At 66.9% G+C, this 16,907-nt stretch carries 16 protein-coding genes; 5 read left to right on the forward strand and 11 right to left on the reverse strand.

What is annotated here, in order from left to right:
- Positions 1-13: 13 nt before the first annotated feature.
- On the reverse strand, positions 14-499 hold the full coding sequence (locus ABQF13_RS08715) for a DUF779 domain-containing protein (protein ID WP_448392324.1): 486 nt from the start codon (positions 497-499) through the stop codon (positions 14-16).
- Entirely contained in the window at positions 499-2,034 is a 1,536-nt protein-coding gene (gene adh / locus ABQF13_RS08720; protein WP_448392325.1) for an aldehyde dehydrogenase, read from the reverse strand. Before adh ends, ABQF13_RS08715 begins: the two co-directional genes overlap by 1 nt.
- 64 nt (positions 2,035-2,098) lie before the next feature.
- On the opposite strand from adh, the gene ABQF13_RS08725 reads away from it, so the two are divergent.
- Positions 2,099-4,108 carry a prolyl oligopeptidase family serine peptidase gene (locus ABQF13_RS08725; protein WP_448392326.1) on the forward strand — a complete coding sequence of 670 codons (2,010 nt, stop codon included), beginning with the start codon at positions 2,099-2,101 and terminating at the stop codon, positions 4,106-4,108.
- On the opposite strand, the gene ABQF13_RS08730 is transcribed toward ABQF13_RS08725, so the two are convergent.
- Positions 4,101-5,360 (reverse strand): Dyp-type peroxidase, encoded by a 1,260-nt coding sequence (locus ABQF13_RS08730; RefSeq protein WP_448392327.1) that lies wholly within the window; start codon positions 5,358-5,360, stop codon positions 4,101-4,103. The two genes, ABQF13_RS08725 and ABQF13_RS08730, sit on opposite strands and share 8 nt — an antisense overlap.
- Positions 5,357-6,280, reverse strand: coding sequence for an iron uptake system protein EfeO (gene efeO / locus ABQF13_RS08735; protein WP_448392328.1), 924 nt, complete (start codon positions 6,278-6,280; stop codon positions 5,357-5,359). Before efeO ends, ABQF13_RS08730 begins: the two co-directional genes overlap by 4 nt.
- A gap of 116 nt (positions 6,281-6,396) precedes the next feature.
- Here efeO and ABQF13_RS08740 point away from each other — a divergent pair, with 116 nt between their 5' ends.
- Positions 6,397-7,299 carry a crotonase/enoyl-CoA hydratase family protein gene (locus ABQF13_RS08740; protein WP_448392329.1) on the forward strand — a complete coding sequence of 301 codons (903 nt, stop codon included), beginning with the start codon at positions 6,397-6,399 and terminating at the stop codon, positions 7,297-7,299.
- Here the strand turns inward: ABQF13_RS08740 and ABQF13_RS08745 are convergent.
- The 6 genes from ABQF13_RS08745 to ABQF13_RS08770 form a co-directional block, all read right to left on the reverse strand.
- The gene (locus tag ABQF13_RS08745) at positions 7,296-8,267 is read right to left on the reverse strand and encodes a DUF2889 domain-containing protein (RefSeq protein WP_448392330.1); all 972 of its coding nucleotides are present in this window, start codon (positions 8,265-8,267) and stop codon (positions 7,296-7,298) included. The genes ABQF13_RS08740 and ABQF13_RS08745 overlap by 4 nt on opposite strands.
- 28 nt (positions 8,268-8,295) lie before the next feature.
- Positions 8,296-9,147 (reverse strand): hypothetical protein, encoded by an 852-nt coding sequence (locus ABQF13_RS08750; RefSeq protein ID WP_448392331.1) that lies wholly within the window; start codon positions 9,145-9,147, stop codon positions 8,296-8,298.
- Positions 9,148-9,258: 111 nt separating this feature from the next.
- The gene (locus ABQF13_RS08755; protein ID WP_448392332.1) at positions 9,259-10,776 is read right to left on the reverse strand and encodes an aldehyde dehydrogenase family protein; all 1,518 of its coding nucleotides are present in this window, start codon (positions 10,774-10,776) and stop codon (positions 9,259-9,261) included.
- Between the two features lie 9 nt (positions 10,777-10,785).
- Complete coding sequence (locus ABQF13_RS08760) at positions 10,786-11,352, reverse strand: phosphatase PAP2 family protein (RefSeq protein WP_448392333.1); 567 nt, start codon at positions 11,350-11,352, stop codon at positions 10,786-10,788.
- Complete coding sequence (locus tag ABQF13_RS08765; RefSeq protein WP_448392334.1) at positions 11,349-11,864, reverse strand: mycothiol transferase; 516 nt, start codon at positions 11,862-11,864, stop codon at positions 11,349-11,351. The genes ABQF13_RS08760 and ABQF13_RS08765 overlap by 4 nt, the downstream gene beginning before the upstream one ends.
- A 13-nt stretch (positions 11,865-11,877) precedes the next feature.
- Positions 11,878-12,282 (reverse strand): VOC family protein, encoded by a 405-nt coding sequence (locus tag ABQF13_RS08770; protein WP_448392335.1) that lies wholly within the window; start codon positions 12,280-12,282, stop codon positions 11,878-11,880.
- Between the two features lie 22 nt (positions 12,283-12,304).
- Here ABQF13_RS08770 and ABQF13_RS08775 point away from each other — a divergent pair, with 22 nt between their 5' ends.
- Both ABQF13_RS08775 and ABQF13_RS08780 read left to right on the forward strand, forming a co-directional pair.
- The gene (locus ABQF13_RS08775; RefSeq protein WP_448392336.1) at positions 12,305-14,029 is read left to right on the forward strand and encodes an N-acyl-D-amino-acid deacylase family protein; all 1,725 of its coding nucleotides are present in this window, start codon (positions 12,305-12,307) and stop codon (positions 14,027-14,029) included.
- The gene (locus ABQF13_RS08780) at positions 14,026-14,400 is read left to right on the forward strand and encodes a pyridoxamine 5'-phosphate oxidase family protein (RefSeq protein ID WP_220691247.1); all 375 of its coding nucleotides are present in this window, start codon (positions 14,026-14,028) and stop codon (positions 14,398-14,400) included. Before ABQF13_RS08775 ends, ABQF13_RS08780 begins: the two co-directional genes overlap by 4 nt.
- 142 nt (positions 14,401-14,542) lie before the next feature.
- Here the strand turns inward: ABQF13_RS08780 and groL are convergent, their stop codons facing one another.
- Positions 14,543-16,168: a chaperonin GroEL gene (gene groL, locus ABQF13_RS08785; RefSeq protein ID WP_448392337.1), complete on the reverse strand. Its 1,626-nt coding sequence runs from the start codon at positions 16,166-16,168 to the stop codon at positions 14,543-14,545.
- Between the two features lie 202 nt (positions 16,169-16,370).
- Here groL and ABQF13_RS08790 point away from each other — a divergent pair, with 202 nt between their 5' ends.
- Positions 16,371-16,871, forward strand: coding sequence for a cupin domain-containing protein (locus ABQF13_RS08790; protein WP_448392338.1), 501 nt, complete (start codon positions 16,371-16,373; stop codon positions 16,869-16,871).
- Positions 16,872-16,907: the final 36 nt, after the last annotated feature.

A 16,907-nucleotide genomic window follows, 5' to 3' on the forward strand; every position in this document is an offset into this window, starting at 1 on the left:
CTCCGATCGGGCCTCAAACCTCTGAGGCACGCCCTGCCGCATATTCGGCACCGGTGACCGGTGCCCGCTCGGCCAGCAGCGCGTTCTCTTCGTCGGTGAACGCCCGGCCGCGCGTCAGGAACCGCATGCCTTCGGGCGCTTCGATACTGAACCCGCCGCCGCGGCCCGCCACGACGTCGATCACCAGCTGGGTGTGTTTCCACGCCTCGAACTGCGGTCCGGAGATCCACACCGGCACGCCGTCGCCGACGTCGAGGATTTCGAGCAAGACGTCGCGGTCCCCGACGATGAACTCGCCGTCGGGGTAGCACATCGGCGACGACCCGTCGCAGCACCCGCCGGACTGGTGAAACATCAGCGGGCCATGTCTGGCCTGCAGCCTGGTCAGCAGGTCGGCGGCCGCGGCGGTGATCAGCGCCCGCGGCGGCGAGCCTGGCGGCGATTTCGGCGCGCTAACGGCCGCGGAGGGGGCGTTTGCGCGCCGAAATCGCTCCGACATCAGAAGAAGCCCTGCGCCTTGTCGCTGTAGGACACCAGCAGGTTCTTGGTCTGCTGATAGTGGTCGAGCATCATCTTGTGGTTCTCGCGGCCGATGCCCGACTGCTTGTAGCCGCCGAACGCCGCATGCGCCGGGTAGGCGTGGTAGCAGTTGGTCCACACCCGGCCGGCCTTGATGTCGCGACCGGCGCGGTAGGCGGTGTTGCCGTTGCGCGACCACACCCCGGCGCCGAGTCCGTAGAGGGTGTCGTTCGCGATCGCGATGGCGTCGTCGTAATCGCGGAAAGACGTGACGGCCACGACCGGGCCGAAGATCTCCTCCTGGAAGATCCGCATCTTGTTGTGGCCCTCGAAGATCGTCGGCTGCACGTAATAACCGCCGTTGAGGTCGCCGCCGAGTTGCGCGCGCTCCCCGCCGGTGACCACCTTGGCGCCCTCGGACTTGCCGATGTCGATGTAGGACAGCACCTTTTCGAGCTGGTCGTTGGACGCCTGCGAGCCGATCATGGTTTCGGTGTCCAGCGGATCGCCCTGGCGCACCGCCTTGGTCCGGATCGCGGCCAGCTCCAGGAATTCGTCGTAGATGTCGGCCTGCACCAGGCTGCGCGACGGGCAGGTGCACACCTCGCCCTGGTTCAGCGCGAACATCGTGAAGCCCTCCAGCGCCTTGTCCTGGTAGTCGTCGGCTTCCCCATTCGGACTGGCCAGCACGTCGGCGAAGAAGATGTTCGGGCTCTTGCCGCCCAGCTCCAGGGTGACGGGGATCAGGTTCTGCGATGCGTACTGCATGATCAGCCGGCCGGTGGTGGTCTCACCGGTGAACGCGATCTTGGCGATGCGGTTGCTGGACGCCAGCGGCTTACCGGCCTCGAACCCAAACCCGTTGACCACGTTGATGACTCCGGCGGGCAGCAGGTCGCCGATCAACGACATCAGGTACATGATCGACGCCGGGGTCTGCTCGGCGGGTTTGAGCACGACGGCGTTGCCTGCCGCCAGCGCGGGCGCCAGCTTCCAGGTGGCCATCAGGATCGGAAAGTTCCACGGGATGATCTGGCCGACGACGCCGAGCGGTTCGTGGAAGTGGTAGGCGACGGTGTCATCGTCGATCTGGCTCAGCGAGCCCTCCTGGGCGCGGATCGCGCCTGCGAAGTAGCGGAAGTGGTCAATGGCGAGCGGGATGTCGGCGTTGAGGGTCTCGCGGATGGGTTTGCCGTTGTCCCACGACTCTGCCAGCGCGATCGATTCGAGGTTGGCTTCGATGCGGTCGGCGATCCTGTTGAGGATGTTGGCGCGTTCGGCGGGCGCGGTCTTACCCCACTGCCCTGCGGCGCCGTGGGCGGCGTCGAGAGCCTTGTTGACGTCGTCCTCGGTGGAGCGCGCGACCTCGCAGAACGGCTGGCCGGTGACCGGCGTCGGGTTCTCGAAGTACTCCCCGGCAACGGGCGGCACCCACTGGCCACCGATGAAGTTCTCGTAGCGCGACTCGTATGCCATCAGCGCGTCCGCCGAACCGGGACGAGCGTAAACAGTCATCAGCGACTCCCTCCTCAGACGGTGTAACCGACCTCACACTACGCCGAGCGGCCACAATGGATCTGTGACTGGCTCTGTGACCGATGACCCGTACCTGTGGCTGGAAGACATCACCGGCGACGACGCGCTGGACTGGGTGCGCAAGCGCAACGAGCCGACGCTCGCCGAGTTCGGCGGCGAACGTTTCGAGCAGATGCGCGTCGATGCGCTGGAGGTGCTCGACACCGACGCCCGCATCCCCTATGTGCGTCGGCGCGGCGAACACCTCTACAACTTCTGGCGCGACGCGGCCAACCCGCGTGGGCTGTGGCGGCGCACGACGCTGGCCAGCTACCGCAGCGAGGAGCCCGAATGGGACGTGCTCATCGACATTGATGAGCTTGCGCGTGTCGACAAAGAGAACTGGGTGTGGGCCGGCGCCGACGTGATCGAACCCGATTACAGGCTGGCGCTCGTCGAGCTGTCACGCGGCGGCTCCGACGCCGCGGTGGTGCGCGAATTCGACATGACGACACGGAAATTCGTTACCGGCGGGTTCGAGCTGCCCGAGGCCAAGACCCAGATCACCTGGGCTGACGAGGACACCGTCCTGGTCGGCACCGACTTCGGCGAGGGCTCGCTGACCGAGTCGGGCTATCCGCGCCAGGTCAAGCGCTGGCGCCGGGGACAGCCGCTCACCGAGGCCGAGACGGTGTTCAGCGGGGCCCGGGATGACGTCATCGTCGCGGCGGCCGTGGACCGCACGCCGGGCTTCGAGCGCACCATGATCAGCAGGGCGATCGACTTCTTCAACGACGAGGTTTACGAACTGCGCGGTGCGGAACTGATTCGGATCGACGCGCCTACCGATGCGACCGTTTCGGCGCACCGCAACTGGCTACTGATCGAGCTGCGCACCGATTGGTACACCGGCACGGCGCAGTATGCGGCCGGGTCGCTGCTGGCCGCCGATTACGACGAGTTCCTCGCGGGCACTGCGGAACTGACGGTCGTGTTCGCCCCCGACGAGCACACCTGCCTGAACCAGTACGCATGGACGCGCGACAAGCTGGTCATGGTGACTTTGGCTGACGTCGCCAGCCGCGTGGAGGTCGTGACACCGGGAACGTGGCAGGCCGAGCCGGTGCCGGGCCTGCCCGCCAATACCAACACGGTGATCGTCACAGCCGACGATGTCGGCGACGAGATCTTCCTGGACTCAAGCGGATTCGATACCCCATCACGCCTGCTGCACGGATCTGCCGGCGACCAGTTGACCGAGATCAAGCGGGCCCCGTCGTTCTTCGACGCGGCCGATCTCGTGGTCACCCAGCACTTCGCGCAGTCTGACGACGGTACCGCGATCCCGTATTTCGTTGTGGGCCACCGTCACATCGAAGCGTCGGGCCCGACGCTGCTCGGCGGATACGGCGGGTTCGAGGTCGCCAACACACCGAGCTACAGCGGGGTACTCGGTCGGCTGTGGTTCGCCCGCGGCGGCACCTATGTGCTGGCCAACATCCGCGGTGGCGGGGAGTACGGTCCGCGCTGGCACACCCAGGCGATGCGCGAGAACAGGCACCTGGTGTACGAGGATTTCGCCGCTGTGGCACGGGATCTGGTGGAGCGCGGTATCACCACCGTCGACCAGTTGGGCGCTCAGGGCGGCAGCAACGGTGGACTACTGATGGGGGTGATGTTGACGCAGTACCCAGAGCTGTTCGGCGCGCTGGTGTGCAGCGTCCCGCTGCTGGACATGCGCCGCTTCCATCTGCTGCTGGCCGGTGCGTCGTGGGTGGCCGAGTACGGTGATCCCGACGATCCGGAGGACTGGGCGTTCATATCCAAATACTCGCCGTACCAGAATATTTCGGCGGGCCGGCGTTATCCGCCGGTGTTGATCACCACATCGACCCGCGACGACCGGGTGCATCCAGGACATGCCCGCAAGATGACTGCGGCGCTGGAGGCGGCCGGCCATCCGGTGCACTACTACGAAAACATCGAGGGCGGGCATGCGGGTGCTGCGGACAACGCCCAGATCGCGTTCCGTTCGGCCTTGATCTATGAGTTTCTGTGGTCGGTGCTCAGCTGACCAGCTGGTCGCCGAGGAACCGGTCGGGGCCGCTGACGCCGGGCAGGACGAAGTAGAAGCCGCCGCCGACCGGCAGGATGTACTCCTCGAGCGGTTCGCCCTTCAGCCGGCTCTGCACGGTCAGGAACCCCTGCTGCAGGCTGCGCTGGTAGGCGATGAACGCCAGCCCCTGGTCGAGCCGGCCGGCACCGTCGAAACCGCGGGAGTAGTTGAATCCGCGGCGCAGGATCAGGTTTTCGTCCGTCTGCGTGGTGCGCGGGTTGGCCAACCGGATGTGCGCATCGAGCGGGATCCGCTCGCCGTCGGGGTCCGAAGGGTAGTCGGGATCGGCGAACTCGTCGGACATGCCCAGCGGCGCGCCACTGACCTTGCTGCGCCCGAAGATCGCCTCCTGCTCGACCAGCTGGGTGCGGTCCCAGAACTCGACGAACATCCGAATGATGCGCACCGCCTGATACGACCCGCCGACCGCCCACGCCGGCTCGCCGTCGTCGGGCCCCACCCACACGTGCCGGTCCATCACAGCGGCGTCGTTCACATCCAGGTTGGAAGTTCCGTCCTTGAATCCCAACAGGTTTCGCGGCGTCGTCGCCTCCGAGGCCCGGCCCGCGCCGATGCCGCGGGCGTAGCCGTCGACCATCCAGCGCAGCACCAGATCGCTTCGGGTGCGGCGCATCAACTGACGCAGCGCGAACTGCACGGTGTCGTTGTGGCCGGCCTCGAAGATGATCGACAGATCGCCGTGCGACAGCGTCGGGTCCAGCCGGTCGTTGGCCAGAAACGGCATGGTGACCAGTTCTTTGGGCTTGCGGTCGGCCAGCCCGAACCGGTCGTCGAACAGCGACGCCCCCACCCCGACGACGATGGACAGGTTGTCGGCGGGCGGCTTGTCCCCGAGGATGCCGGAGTCCACCGGCGGATATTCCGGGTCGCGCACCTCCGGCGGTTTGCCCGCCATCAGGCCGCGGATCTCGTCGGTGAGCGTGGCCAGCGTGTCCGCCAGCGCGGCACGGTCCTTGGACAGCACGTTGAACGACGCCACCAGCCCCTGCTCGGGCACCGGCAGCGCGGTGATGCCGGTTTGGTGTGGGCCCTCGAACGGCACGAACGTCGGCTGCGGCGCGGCAGCGGGGCCGGCGTCGCGTGCGCAGCCGACCAGCCCGGCGCCGGCGCCGACGACCGCGCCGGTGCCAAGCGCCCCGGTCACGAAGGCCCGGCGCGAGATGCCTGGCCGGCGCGGCCCTGGGCTCACTTCAGCTTCAGTACTCCCGCGACTTGAGACATGTTCTCGGAGAGCCCGGCGAGCTCGGCCTTGAGCTTGTCGATGGTCGGCGGGTCGACGGTCACCCCGGTGCAGCGCGGGGACGGGTAGGGATCGTTCTCGGTGCAGAACAACACCCAGCCGTCGCCGCGACGCAGGGGTCGCATGGTGTCGAACACCGAGTTGATGCCCGCGTCGATCTTGCCGAGTAGCGCCGGATCAGCCTCAACCAGCGCGGGATTCAACTTGCCGACCGCGTCGCGGGCACCTTGGAGGTTGGCGTCGAAGTCCCACAGGTCGGTCTTGGAGTAGCGGTCCTCCTCGCCAGTGATCTTGCCTTCGGACACCTCTTCGATCAGCTCCGCGGCTCCGTTGGCCACGTCGACGGGTTTCACCTCGACCGAGGGGAATTGCTCCTTGAGCGCCGCGACGTCTGAGTCGAGCTGGTCGGCGAACGGGGCGGCGCCCTCGGTGGTGTTCTGCTCGAACAGGATGTACTCCAGCCGGTGCCAGCCGGTGAACTCGGGATCGTCGACACCTGCGAAGTCGTCGACGCGGGCGTCGATCTTGCGGTCGATGTCTTCGACCAGGCCCGCGATCGGCTCGATGCGCTCCCACGGCACCCGCGACGGCGCGTAGGCGTCCTGCGCCGCCTGCAGGTCGCCTGCGCGCACCGCATCGGTGAAAACCTTTACGACGCGCTCGAGTTCGTCGATGTTGCTCGAGACATAGGCCTTGTAGTCGGCGGCCGCCTTGTCCAAGACTTCGGCGGGAACCGCTGCGGCCGCCGAGGTTGTGGTCGCTTCGGCGGTCGTGGGGGCGTCGGTGCTGGTGGAGTTGTCACCGGAGCATCCGACCAAGATCAGGCTCACGGCTGCCACGGGCACTGACCATGCGATGTAGCGGTTCATTTGCCACCTCTCCGTCGGGCGAGGCTGAACTTTACACCCCTTGCCGACTGTCGGGTTCACCTACGTCTGAGCGCAGAAAGCGTGCGTCAACCCGACACTCGCGCCAGACTGCAGGCATGTCGACACCGCAGTTCGAGACGCTTCTGTACCGCAGCGAACCCCCGATCGCCACCATCACGCTGAATCGGCCAGATCAGCTCAACACCATCGTTCCGCCGATGCCCGACGAGATCGAGCAGGCCATCGGCCTGGCCGAACGCGATCCCGCGGTCGCTGTGATCGTGTTGCGCGGTGCGGGCCGCGCCTTCTCCGGCGGCTACAACTTCGGCGGCGGCTTCCAGCACTGGGGTGAGGCGATGAACACCGACGGTCGCTGGGACCCCGGCAAGGATTTCGCGATGGTCAGCGCCCGCGAAACCAGTCCGCATCAGAAGTTTATGGCGATCTGGCGCGCGTCCAAACCCGTCATCGCGCAGGTGCATGGTTGGTGCGTCGGCGGTGCCAGCGACTACGCGCTGTGCGCCGACATCGTCATCGCCAGCGACGACGCCGTCATCGGCACGCCATACGCGCGCATGTGGGGTGCCTACCTGACCGGCATGTGGCTCTACCGGCTGAGCTTGTCGAAGGTCAAATGGCATTCCCTAACCGGTGAGCCGCTGACCGGAAAGGAAGCTGCCGCAGTCGAACTCATCAACGAGTCGGTGCCGTTCGAGAAGCTCGAAGCCCGCGTGCGCGAGATCGCAGCCAAGCTCGCCAACATCCCGCTGTCTCAGCTTCAGGCCCAGAAACTGATCGTCAACCAGGCCTACGAGAACATGGGCCTGGCCTCCACCCAGACCCTCGGCGGCATCCTCGACGGGCTGATGCGCAACACCCCCGATGCTCTCGGCTTCGTCGACACCGCTGCATCCCAAGGCGTTCGGGCCGCCGTCGAACAGCGCGACGGTCCCTGGGGCGACTACAGTCAGGCGCCGCCCGAGAAGCGGCCAGACCCGTCACACATCATCGAACCCTAGCGGCTCGTACGCAGCTCGAAGAGCGCGTGGAGATCCCCGATCGCACGCAACGTGTCGTTGAGGTGCGTGCATGTGGTCGTGCCGACGAACTCGCGGCGGATACGGTCCCGCAACTCCATCAGCGAAATCCCCTGGACACGTTGGGCGCTTCCGATGGCGCCGGGACATTCCTGCCACGGCAACACCCGCACCTCCGCCCGCACCGAGGCGATGGTCCGCGTCGACGTATCCACAACGCCGGTGACGGTGTACTCGTGCACGATCGTCTCGAGCCCGTCGCTGTCGACATGCGAGTCACGGAAGTGGGCATCGAACTCCGCTGATCCGGCATCCGCCGGATGCAGGTCCAGTCGCCGGTAGCGACGCATCCCGTTGGGGCGCAACGGTTCGACAGCATGCGCAGAGTCAAGAACCGGCGCAACCGGGCCGCGCGCGGTCGGGATGATGTCGTTGCGTCGCGCGTACGACACCAGCGACGCATCCGGCGCGAAACCCGCGCAGATGCCCGTCATCCGATCCACGGTGCCAGCCGGCAGTTCGCGCTCGGCACCGAGCTCGATAGCCGTGTGTTGCAGCGCATAACCGGACACCAGGGCCGCGCCCACCCAGTCGTCGAGCAGCAGATTCAGAAGGCTGGCCCGCTCGACATCCTCGGGCAGCAGTTCAGTCACCGTCGAGCGGAAGCCGGGGCCGACGCGGTGGCCTACCAGCCGGCTCAGCCGGTCGTCGTACGGAACGGCGGAAAGGTCGGCGATGATGCGGTTGTGCAGGCGCGCATGTATCGCGACCCGGTCGAGTGTGTCGGCTCCGCCTCCCACCACGTCGCTGGCGCGCAGGTGGACGTCGGAACCCCCGTCATCGGTCGGATGCGTGTCGATGGTGCTCGTGCGGCGCAGCGCCCCGGCGGCCAGCGGCGGCGACGCTTGCACGGGCTGCTGGGGGCCGACGATGTCCGAGACGAACGGCATGCGTCGACGGTATCAATACAAAGATGGGCTAACCGTCGCGTCGGCGCAATCCACCCAGCATCGACACCAGCACCCCGAACACCACCAGCGCTGCGCCGGCGGCCAGCGTCAGGTTCAGCCAGTGGTGCAGGCTGTCTTCGGCGCGGCCGACCAGTACCTCGGCGATCAGGCGGATGTCGCCGGTGGTTTGGTTGAGCGCGTCGTCGACGTGGCTGCGCGCCACCTCCAACCCCGCCCACCCGGCGGCGCCGACCAGTAGCGCCGAAACGCCCAGCGCGGCAAACGTTTTACCGCGTGATCGGGACGCGGCCAGGGTCAACAGGGCGAAGACGCCGGTCAGGATCGTCGCGCCGACGCTGACCCACGGTCCCCACATCGACACCAGCCGCAGCTTCCCCGGATGTAGCCCCGTGGTTTCTGGCACCGTGATCGGGACGGTCAGGGTCTGGGGCACGTCGAGGTCGATGTCCCCGAGCAACTGCTTGATCGAGGGGTCGTTGAGCATCGGGGCGATATCGATCAGCCAGCGGTTGGAGCCTTCTTCGCGCTGCACGGAATCGGTGAACAGCCAGCGGTGCGCAATGCGGTTGGCCTGGCCGAACTGCCCGGGAAAGCCGGCGCTGCTGGTGTAGGCGACGGTTCCGCCGCGGACCAGATCGCGGTTGAGTGTGTAGCCGTTGTCGGACGCGAAAGAGAGGATCTGTCGTGTCAGCTCGGCGGCCATCGCACTCTGCAACTGCGGGTCTTTGGCCGCTGAGGCCGCGAGCGCGGCATAACCGTCCTCGCTGACGACGTTGCGCTGTGCCCACATCGCCGGGACGGCCACGGCAAGAAGGATCGTGGTGACGAGCCACAAGACCATGGTCGTCACCAGCCGCACGCGTGCCCTCCTTACCTCGTTGCCGTAGTCGAACTTACTCAAGCCCTTCCGGCGGAGAATTTCTGCGCCGACGGGCAAACGACCCTCGGTAAGGTTTCGGCGATCCCCGAGCTACTTCGCGACGCGGCGCGGCCGTGCCAACGCCAGCTTCATCATCAGCGTGTTCAACCGCTTGAGCGCCTTGAGCGAGTTGTTGTAGTACGTGCCGCCCGCGCCGACGTTGGTGCGCGGCGCCACCACCGCCTCCTGGCGGCAGAACTTGCGCAATCCCTCCGCGCCGCCGAACCGCGCCCCGATTCCCGATGCCTTCCAGCCGCCCATCGGCGCCGTCGTACACATCAGGTTGGAGATCACGTCGTTGATGTTGACCGCGCCGCAATCCAACTGCACCGCAATCGCTTTGGCGCGCTCGATGTCCTTGGAGAACACCGATGCCGACAAGCCGTACGGGCTGTCATTGGCCAGCCGGATCGCTTCGGAGACGCTGTCGACCTTCATGATCGGCAGCGTCGGGCCGAAGGTCTCCTCGGTCATGCACGCCATCGAATGGTCGACGTCGACGAGCACCGTCGGCTGATAGAAGCTGCCCGGTCCGTCGAGGCGCTTGCCGCCGGTGAGCACCTTCGCTCCGGCCGCCACGGCCTCGCGCACATGCCGTTCGGTCACCTCGATCTGGCTCTCGTCGATCAGCGAGCCGAAGTCGTAGCCTTCGCCCGCACCCATCTTGAGGTTCTCCACCGCGCGCACCACCGCGGAGACGAACTGGTCATAGACGGGTGCCAGCGCGTACACCCGCTCGACCGACACACACGTCTGACCGGCGTTGAACATCGCGCCCCACACAGCCGCGTTGGCCGCCAGCTCGACGTCGGCGTCCTCCAGCACGATCATCGGGTCCTTGCCGCCCAGTTCCAGGCTGACCGGGGTGAGCCGACGCGCCGCCCGCTCCATCACCTTGGCGCCCGTCGCGCTCGAACCGGTGAACTGTACGTAGTCGGAGTTGTCGACGACGGCCTCGACCGCCTCACGCGCGCCCTGCACGATCGCCATCACCTCAGGTGCCCCCGAGTCCAGCCAGCCGCGCAGCAGCAGCTCGGCGGTCAGCGGCGTGCGCTCCGACGGTTTGAGCATCACCGCGCACCCGGCCGCCAACGCCGCCAGGCCGTCCATCAACAGGTTGGCCACCGGATAGTTCCACGGGGCAACGATGCCGACCACCGGACGCGGCCGGTAGTGCACCTCGACCTTCTTGATCGCCAGGAACGGCAGGGCCGCCGGCCTGGTCTCCGGCGCCAGCGCTTTCTCCATCGTCTTGATGTAGTACGACGCGATCATGACCAGCAGCGGCACCTCTTGGGCGGCGTCGGCCGCCGACTTGCCGGTCTCCTTGATCAGCATCGCCTCGATCTCGTCGCGGTGCTCACCCATCCACACCGCATACCGGGCCAATACCTTGGCACGCCCCTTGGGCCCGCGCGCTTCCCACTGTTTCTGCGCGTCGCGCAGCCGGGCCGCGACCCGCGGCACATCGGCGGGATCGGTCCATCGCACGGTTCCGGCGACCGCGCCCGTCGCGGGGTTGTGGATGGTGCTGGTATCGGGCCGCTCAACGTCGGGTGTCGCAGTCATAACCCCATGCTAACCACCTCGTGTGACCCAGACCGCACGCGTGTTGACACGCGTCAAGTTCGGTGCCGCGAGAAGCGCCGCGATGCCGACCAGCGACGTGCCCAACAGCATCCCGCCGACCGTGTCGGTGAAGTAGTGAAACGTTGTGCCGACCCCGATAACCGCCAACCCGATATACACCGTCGCAAACACCAGCGCCCACAGTGCACAGCCGGTGACCAGCACGAACAGCCCCAACACCACGGTCGTCGTCGTGATGTGCCCACTCGGATAAGCCAGGCCGCCGCCCTTCTCCCGGCCGAAAACGGGCTTGATCACCTGCACCAGCAGATACGCGCTATACGGCAGCACCGCGGCGATGGCGGCCAGCAGCCACCGTCGCCGATACATCGCAAAGGCGACCGTGGCAGCCACGATGACGACCAGCGCCAGCGGATCGGTGAACCCTCGCAGATCACGCGTCGGGCTATTGCTGTACTGGTGAAACCAGTCGTCAATGCCGGTGGATGATTTGCCCACGACCCAGCCGAGCAGAACCATCGCGGTCAACCCGACCGCCGGCCACCACTTGATCACGCAATTCCGCGCAGGTAGGCGGCCGCGCCGAGGTGCTGGGCGGCATCGTCGACGATGCTCACCAGGCGCACGCCCGCGGTGACGGGCGGATCCCAGTTCTCGTCGACGACGCGGCGCAACTCATCGGGGGTCACCGACGCGATGTACTCCAACGTCATCTTGTGCACGGCGCGGTAGTAGCCGGCGAGTAGATCGGCCGACGCGCGCACCTTGGCGACCTCCGCCGGCCCGTCGCCGTACCCCATCGCGCCACGCGGCAGGTCGAGGTTGAACCGGTCGACCCAGCCGTCGCGGAACCACACCTGCTCGGTATCGGCGAGGGCGCACAACTGCAGATCCTGCTGGCGCGCGCTGTGCCAGATGAGCCAGGAGATGCTGTTGGCCTCGTTGGTCGGGCGGTAGAACGCAACCTCATCGGTCAGTCCGTCTGTCAGCTCCTCGACGTGCTCGATCTGCCGGGTGAACATGTCACGCAGCAGTTCGCGAACCGCCGAAACATCAGAGTCAGCCATGCCCCGACGTTACTCAGTCCGCCGCCGACGCCGCGCCAGCGGAAAAGTCGTGGAAAACCGCCTCGATGTTGTTGCCGTCCGGATCACGGACGAACGCCCCGTAGTAGCCGGGGTGATACTCCGGCCACAGCCGCGGCGCGTGCAGGGACTCGGCGCCGGCCTCGAGCGCGGCGGCGTAGAAGGCCTGCACCGCATCGGTGTCGACGGCCTCAAACGCGAAATGCACCTCACGGTTGGGTCCGGCCGCGTCGCCCTTGGTCATGTCGGCGATCCAGAAATCCGGCTTGCCGTCGGCGCCGTAGCCGATGGCGACCTGATAGTCCAACTGCCGGGTGTAGCCGAGCACGCCGAGCACCTTGTCGTAGAAGGCCTTCGACCGCTCCCAGTCCGCACAGTTGATTCCGAAGTGATCGATCACCGGCTCATCGTAGATTCGACGTATGACATATGAACTCGTGATCCGCGGCGGGACCGTCGTCGACGGCCTCGGCGGCGACCCCTTCGTCGGCGACGTGGCGATCTCGGACGGCGTGATCGCCGCCGTCGGCGCGGTGGACGGCACCGGAACACGCGAGATCGACGCGACCGGCCTGCTCGTCACGCCCGGCTTCGTCGACCTGCACACCCACTACGACGGCCAGGCGATCTGGTCGGACCGGCTCACCCCCTCCTCGGCGCACGGGGTGACCACGGCGGTGATGGGCAACTGCGGCGTCGGGTTCGCGCCCTGCCGCCCCGAAGACCACGACGTGCTGGTCGACGTGATGGCCGGCGTCGAGGACATCCCCGGTGTGGTGATGGTGGACGGGTTGCCGTGGAGTTGGGAGACGTTCCCCGAGTTCCTCGACGCGCTGGAGTCGCGACACCGCGACATCGACGTGGCGGCGCTGCTGCCGCACTCCCCGCTGCGCGTCTACGTGATGGGTCAGCGCGGCGTCGACCGCGAACCGGCCACGACCGAGGACCTCGCGCTGATGCGCAAGCTCGCCGCCGAAGCGGTCCAGGTCGGCGCGCTGGGCTTCGCGTCGTCGCGGTTCACTTTGCACAAGACCGAAAGCGGCCGGCCGATCCCCAGCTATGACGCCGACCGCGCCGAAATCGAGGCCATCGCACGCGGCGTCGACGATGCCGGCGGCGGCCTGATCCAGTTCGTCCCCGACCTGGTCGCCGGCGACTACGAACCCGTGCTGCAGACGGTGTTCGATGTCGCCGAGGACGTCGGCCTTCCGGTGACGTTCACGTTGGCCATCGGCAACGCCGGCGACCCGTTCTTCGTCGACGCGCTGACCATGGTGGAGAAGGCCAACTCAGCGGGCGGCGATATCACCGCGCAGATCTTCCCCCGCCCGATCGGGCTGGTGCTCGGGCTGGAGCTGTCGGGCAACCCGTTCGTCATGTACCCGAGCTACCGCGAGATCGCGGCGCTGCCGCTGGCCGAACGCGTCGCCGAGATGCGCAAACCCGAAGTGCGCCAGCGGATCCTGTCTGATACCCCGGCTTCCGACGGCCACCCGCTGATGTTCGCGGCGCAGGCGTTCGAGTGGATGTTCCCCCTTGGTGACCCGCCGAACTACGAACCTCCGCGTTCGGAGAGCATCGCCAGCCGAGCCAGGGTCCGCGGCGTCAGCCCGCTCGAGGAGGCCTACGACCGGCTACTCGACGACGACGGGCACGCGATGCTGCTCGTCACGCTGGCCAACTTCCGCGACGGCAGCCTCGACACGGTGGCGGAGTTGATCCGCCGCGACGACGTCGTGCTGGGTCTCGGTGACGGCGGTGCGCACTACGGAATGATCTGTGACGCAAGCTTTCCCACCTACATGTTGGCGCACTGGGCGCGCGACCGCGCGTCGGGCCGGCTGTCGGTGGCCGAAGCGGTACGCGAGTTGACGTCGGTGCCTGCGCGGGTGGCCGGCCTGGCCGACCGCGGCCGAATAGCGGTGGGCTACAAGGCCGATCTCAACGTCATCGACCACGACGCGGTGCAGCTGCACCGGCCCGTCGTCGCCCACGATCTGCCCGCGGGTGGTCGACGCCTGGACCAGCGCGCCGACGGTTATGTCGCGACCATTGTGTCCGGTGAGGTCATCGCCGAGCACGGGGTGCCCACCGCGGCGCGTCCCGGCCGGTTGATCCGGGGTCGTCAACCGGAGCCGACGTCATGAGTGTCAAAGTCGACCTCGACAAGCTGGGTGACGCGCTGGCCGATTTCGACTTCGCCTACCTGATCACCGTCGGCGACGACTACCGCGCGCACACCGTCGCGGTGGACCCGGTCCTCGTCGACGGCACGCTCGACGTCGGATCCATCGGCAAGACCACACAACGCAACGTCACCGCGCACGGCGATGTCACGGTGCTCTGGCCGCCGCGCGAACCTGGCGGCTACTCGTTGATCGTCGACGGAACCGGCCGACCCGCTGACGACACGTTGCAGATCACGCCGACCCGCGCGGTGCTGCACCGTAAAGCCACGGCTCAATCGCCGTCGACGAGCCCGGACTGCCTGCACGACTGCGTGCCGCTGAAGAAGTAACCCCGCTGCGCGGCCCGCCGAGTGTGGCCTCGTGTCACGGCTGGCGCGAAAAAGCGTGCGGGTAACCCACGTTCGGCGGATCTGTTCGCGCACGAAAAAGCCCGGCCCCGCAAGAGGGACCGGGCCTTTCCGTTGGACAGACTTAGAAGTCCATGCCGCCCATGCCGCCGGTCGGGTCGGCCGCGGGTGCGGCTGCCTTCTCCGGCTTGTCGGCGACGACGGCCTCGGTGGTCAGGAACAGCGCCGCGATGGACGCCGCGTTCTGCAGCGCCGAACGCGTCACCTTGACCGGGTCGGCCACGCCCGCCTTGAGCAGGTCCTCGTAATCACCGGTGGCGGCGTTGAGGCCTTCACCAGCCTTGAGGTTGCGCACCTTCTCGGCGACCACGCCGGGCTCCAGGCCCGAGTTCGCGGCGATCTGCTTCAGCGGAGCCTCCAGCGCGACACGCACGATGTTCGCGCCGGTGGCCTCGTCGCCCTCGAGCTTGAGCTCCTCGAGCACCGGGGCGGCCTGCAGCAGGGACACACCGCCACCGGCGACGATGCCCTCCTCCACGGCAGCCTTGGCGTTGCGCACCGCGTCCTCGATGCGGTGCTTGCGCTCCTTGAGCTCCACCTCGGTGGCGGCACCGGCCTTGATCACCGCAACGCCGCCGGCCAGCTTGGCCAGCCGCTCCTGCAGCTTCTCGCGGTCGTAGTCGGAGTCGCTGTTCTCGATCTCGCTGCGGATCTGCGCAACGCGACCGGCGATGGCCTCGCTGTCGCCTGCGCCCTCGACGATCGTGGTCTCGTCCTTGGTGACGACGATCTTGCGAGCCTGGCCCAGCAGCGACACGTCGGCGGTCTCCAGCGAGAGGCCGACCTCTTCGCTGATGACCTGGCCACCGGTGAGGATCGCCATGTCCTGCAGCATCGCCTTGCGGCGGTCACCGAAGCCCGGAGCCTTGACGGCCACGGACTTGAAGGTGCCGCGGATCTTGTTGACGACCAGCGTGGACAGCGCCTCGCCCTCGACGTCCTCGGCGATGATCAGCAGCGGCTTACCGGACTGGATGATCTTCTCCAGCAGCGGCAGCAGATCCTTGACGGTCGAGATCTTGGAGCTGACCAGCAGGATGTAGGGATCCTCCAGGACGGCTTCCTGACGCTCGGCGTCGGTCACGAAGTAGCCCGAGATGTAGCCCTTGTCGAAGCGCATGCCCTCGGTGAGCTCGAGCTGCAGCCCGAAGGTCTGCGACTCCTCGACGGTGATGACACCCTCGTTGCCGACCTTGTCCATCGCCTCGGCGATCAGTTCACCGATCTGCAGGTCGCCGGCCGAGATGGCGGCGGTCGCAGCGATTTGCTCCTTGGTCTCGACCTCCTTGGCCGACTTCAGCAGCGTCTCGGTGATCTTGTCGACGGCCTTCTCGATGCCGCGCTTGAGGCCGAGCGGGTTAGCTCCGGCCGCGACGTTGCGCAGGCCTTCCTTGACCAGCGCCTGTGCCAGCACGGTGGCGGTCGTGGTGCCGTCACCGGCGACGTCGTCAGTCTTCTTGGCGACTTCCTTGACCAGCTCGGCGCCGATCTTCTCGTACGGGTCCTCCAGCTCGATCTCCTTGGCGATGGACACACCATCGTTGGTGATCGTGGGAGCACCCCACTTCTTCTCCAGAACGACGTTGCGACCCTTGGGCCCCAACGTCACCTTTACCGCGTCGGCGAGGGCGTTCAGGCCCCGCTCGAGGCCGCGGCGGGCCTCTTCGTCATACGCAATTTGCTTGGCCATTGCGAAGTGTTTCCTCCGGATTGGGGATGGCACATCTGTTGGCCGGGTGCAGTGCCCGCGACGGACGGCTTGGGTGTGCTCCGCGGGTGCGGCCCCTTGCCTCACCGTCCCGACCTAGCACTCACCGGTCGCGAGTGCCAACTGCATTCTTAGCACTCGACCAGGGAGAGTGCAAGGTCGCCGAGGGCTAGGCTCGACGCCGATGTCACTTGTCGTGCCGCCCTATCCTCCGCCCCGGTACACCGAGGACGAACCGGAGGTCAGCGCGTGGCTCAAACGCGGCGACGATCCAGCGGACTACGACTCGTTCGGCCTGGTGAAATACCACTATCTGGCCAATCAGCAGGCCACCGACGGCGACTACGGGCTCTACCGCGTCGAGATCGCGCCCAAAGCCGGTGGCCCGGGACCTCATTTTCACCGTGCGATGTCCGAAGCGTTCTTCGTGCTGTCCGGTACGGTCACGCTCTACGACGGCACCGGTTGGACCGACGGGCACCGCAACGACTTTCTCTATGTTCCGCCCGGCGGCATCCACGGCTTCCGAAACGACGCCGACGCGCCGGCATCGCTGTTGATGTTGTTTGCTCCGGGCGCCCCGCGTGAACACTATTTCGAGGGCATGGCGCAGCTCGGGGACATGACCGAAGACGAGCGGCGCGAGTGGTTCATTCGCAACGACAATTTCTTTATCGACACTTGACGCGGGAAAGATGCGAACGCGTAATCCGTTGCGTTA

It is taken from the genome of Mycolicibacterium sp. XJ879 (assembly GCF_053483935.1).

Coding starts and splice junctions, on each gene's coding strand:
- ABQF13_RS08715 (WP_448392324.1), bottom strand. CDS start 499: ATGTCGGAGCGATTTCGGCGCGCAAACGCCCCCTCCGCGGCCGTTAGC.
- adh (WP_448392325.1), bottom strand. CDS start 2,034: ATGACTGTTTACGCTCGTCCCGGTTCGGCGGACGCGCTGATGGCATAC.
- efeO (WP_448392328.1), bottom strand. CDS start 6,280: ATGAACCGCTACATCGCATGGTCAGTGCCCGTGGCAGCCGTGAGCCTG.
- ABQF13_RS08740 (WP_448392329.1), top strand. CDS start 6,397: ATGTCGACACCGCAGTTCGAGACGCTTCTGTACCGCAGCGAACCCCCG.
- ABQF13_RS08745 (WP_448392330.1), bottom strand. CDS start 8,267: ATGCCGTTCGTCTCGGACATCGTCGGCCCCCAGCAGCCCGTGCAAGCG.
- ABQF13_RS08755 (WP_448392332.1), bottom strand. CDS start 10,776: ATGACTGCGACACCCGACGTTGAGCGGCCCGATACCAGCACCATCCAC.
- ABQF13_RS08765 (WP_448392334.1), bottom strand. CDS start 11,864: ATGGCTGACTCTGATGTTTCGGCGGTTCGCGAACTGCTGCGTGACATG.
- ABQF13_RS08775 (WP_448392336.1), top strand. CDS start 12,305: ATGACATATGAACTCGTGATCCGCGGCGGGACCGTCGTCGACGGCCTC.
- ABQF13_RS08780 (WP_220691247.1), top strand. CDS start 14,026: ATGAGTGTCAAAGTCGACCTCGACAAGCTGGGTGACGCGCTGGCCGAT.
- groL (WP_448392337.1), bottom strand. CDS start 16,168: ATGGCCAAGCAAATTGCGTATGACGAAGAGGCCCGCCGCGGCCTCGAG.
- ABQF13_RS08790 (WP_448392338.1), top strand. CDS start 16,371: ATGTCACTTGTCGTGCCGCCCTATCCTCCGCCCCGGTACACCGAGGAC.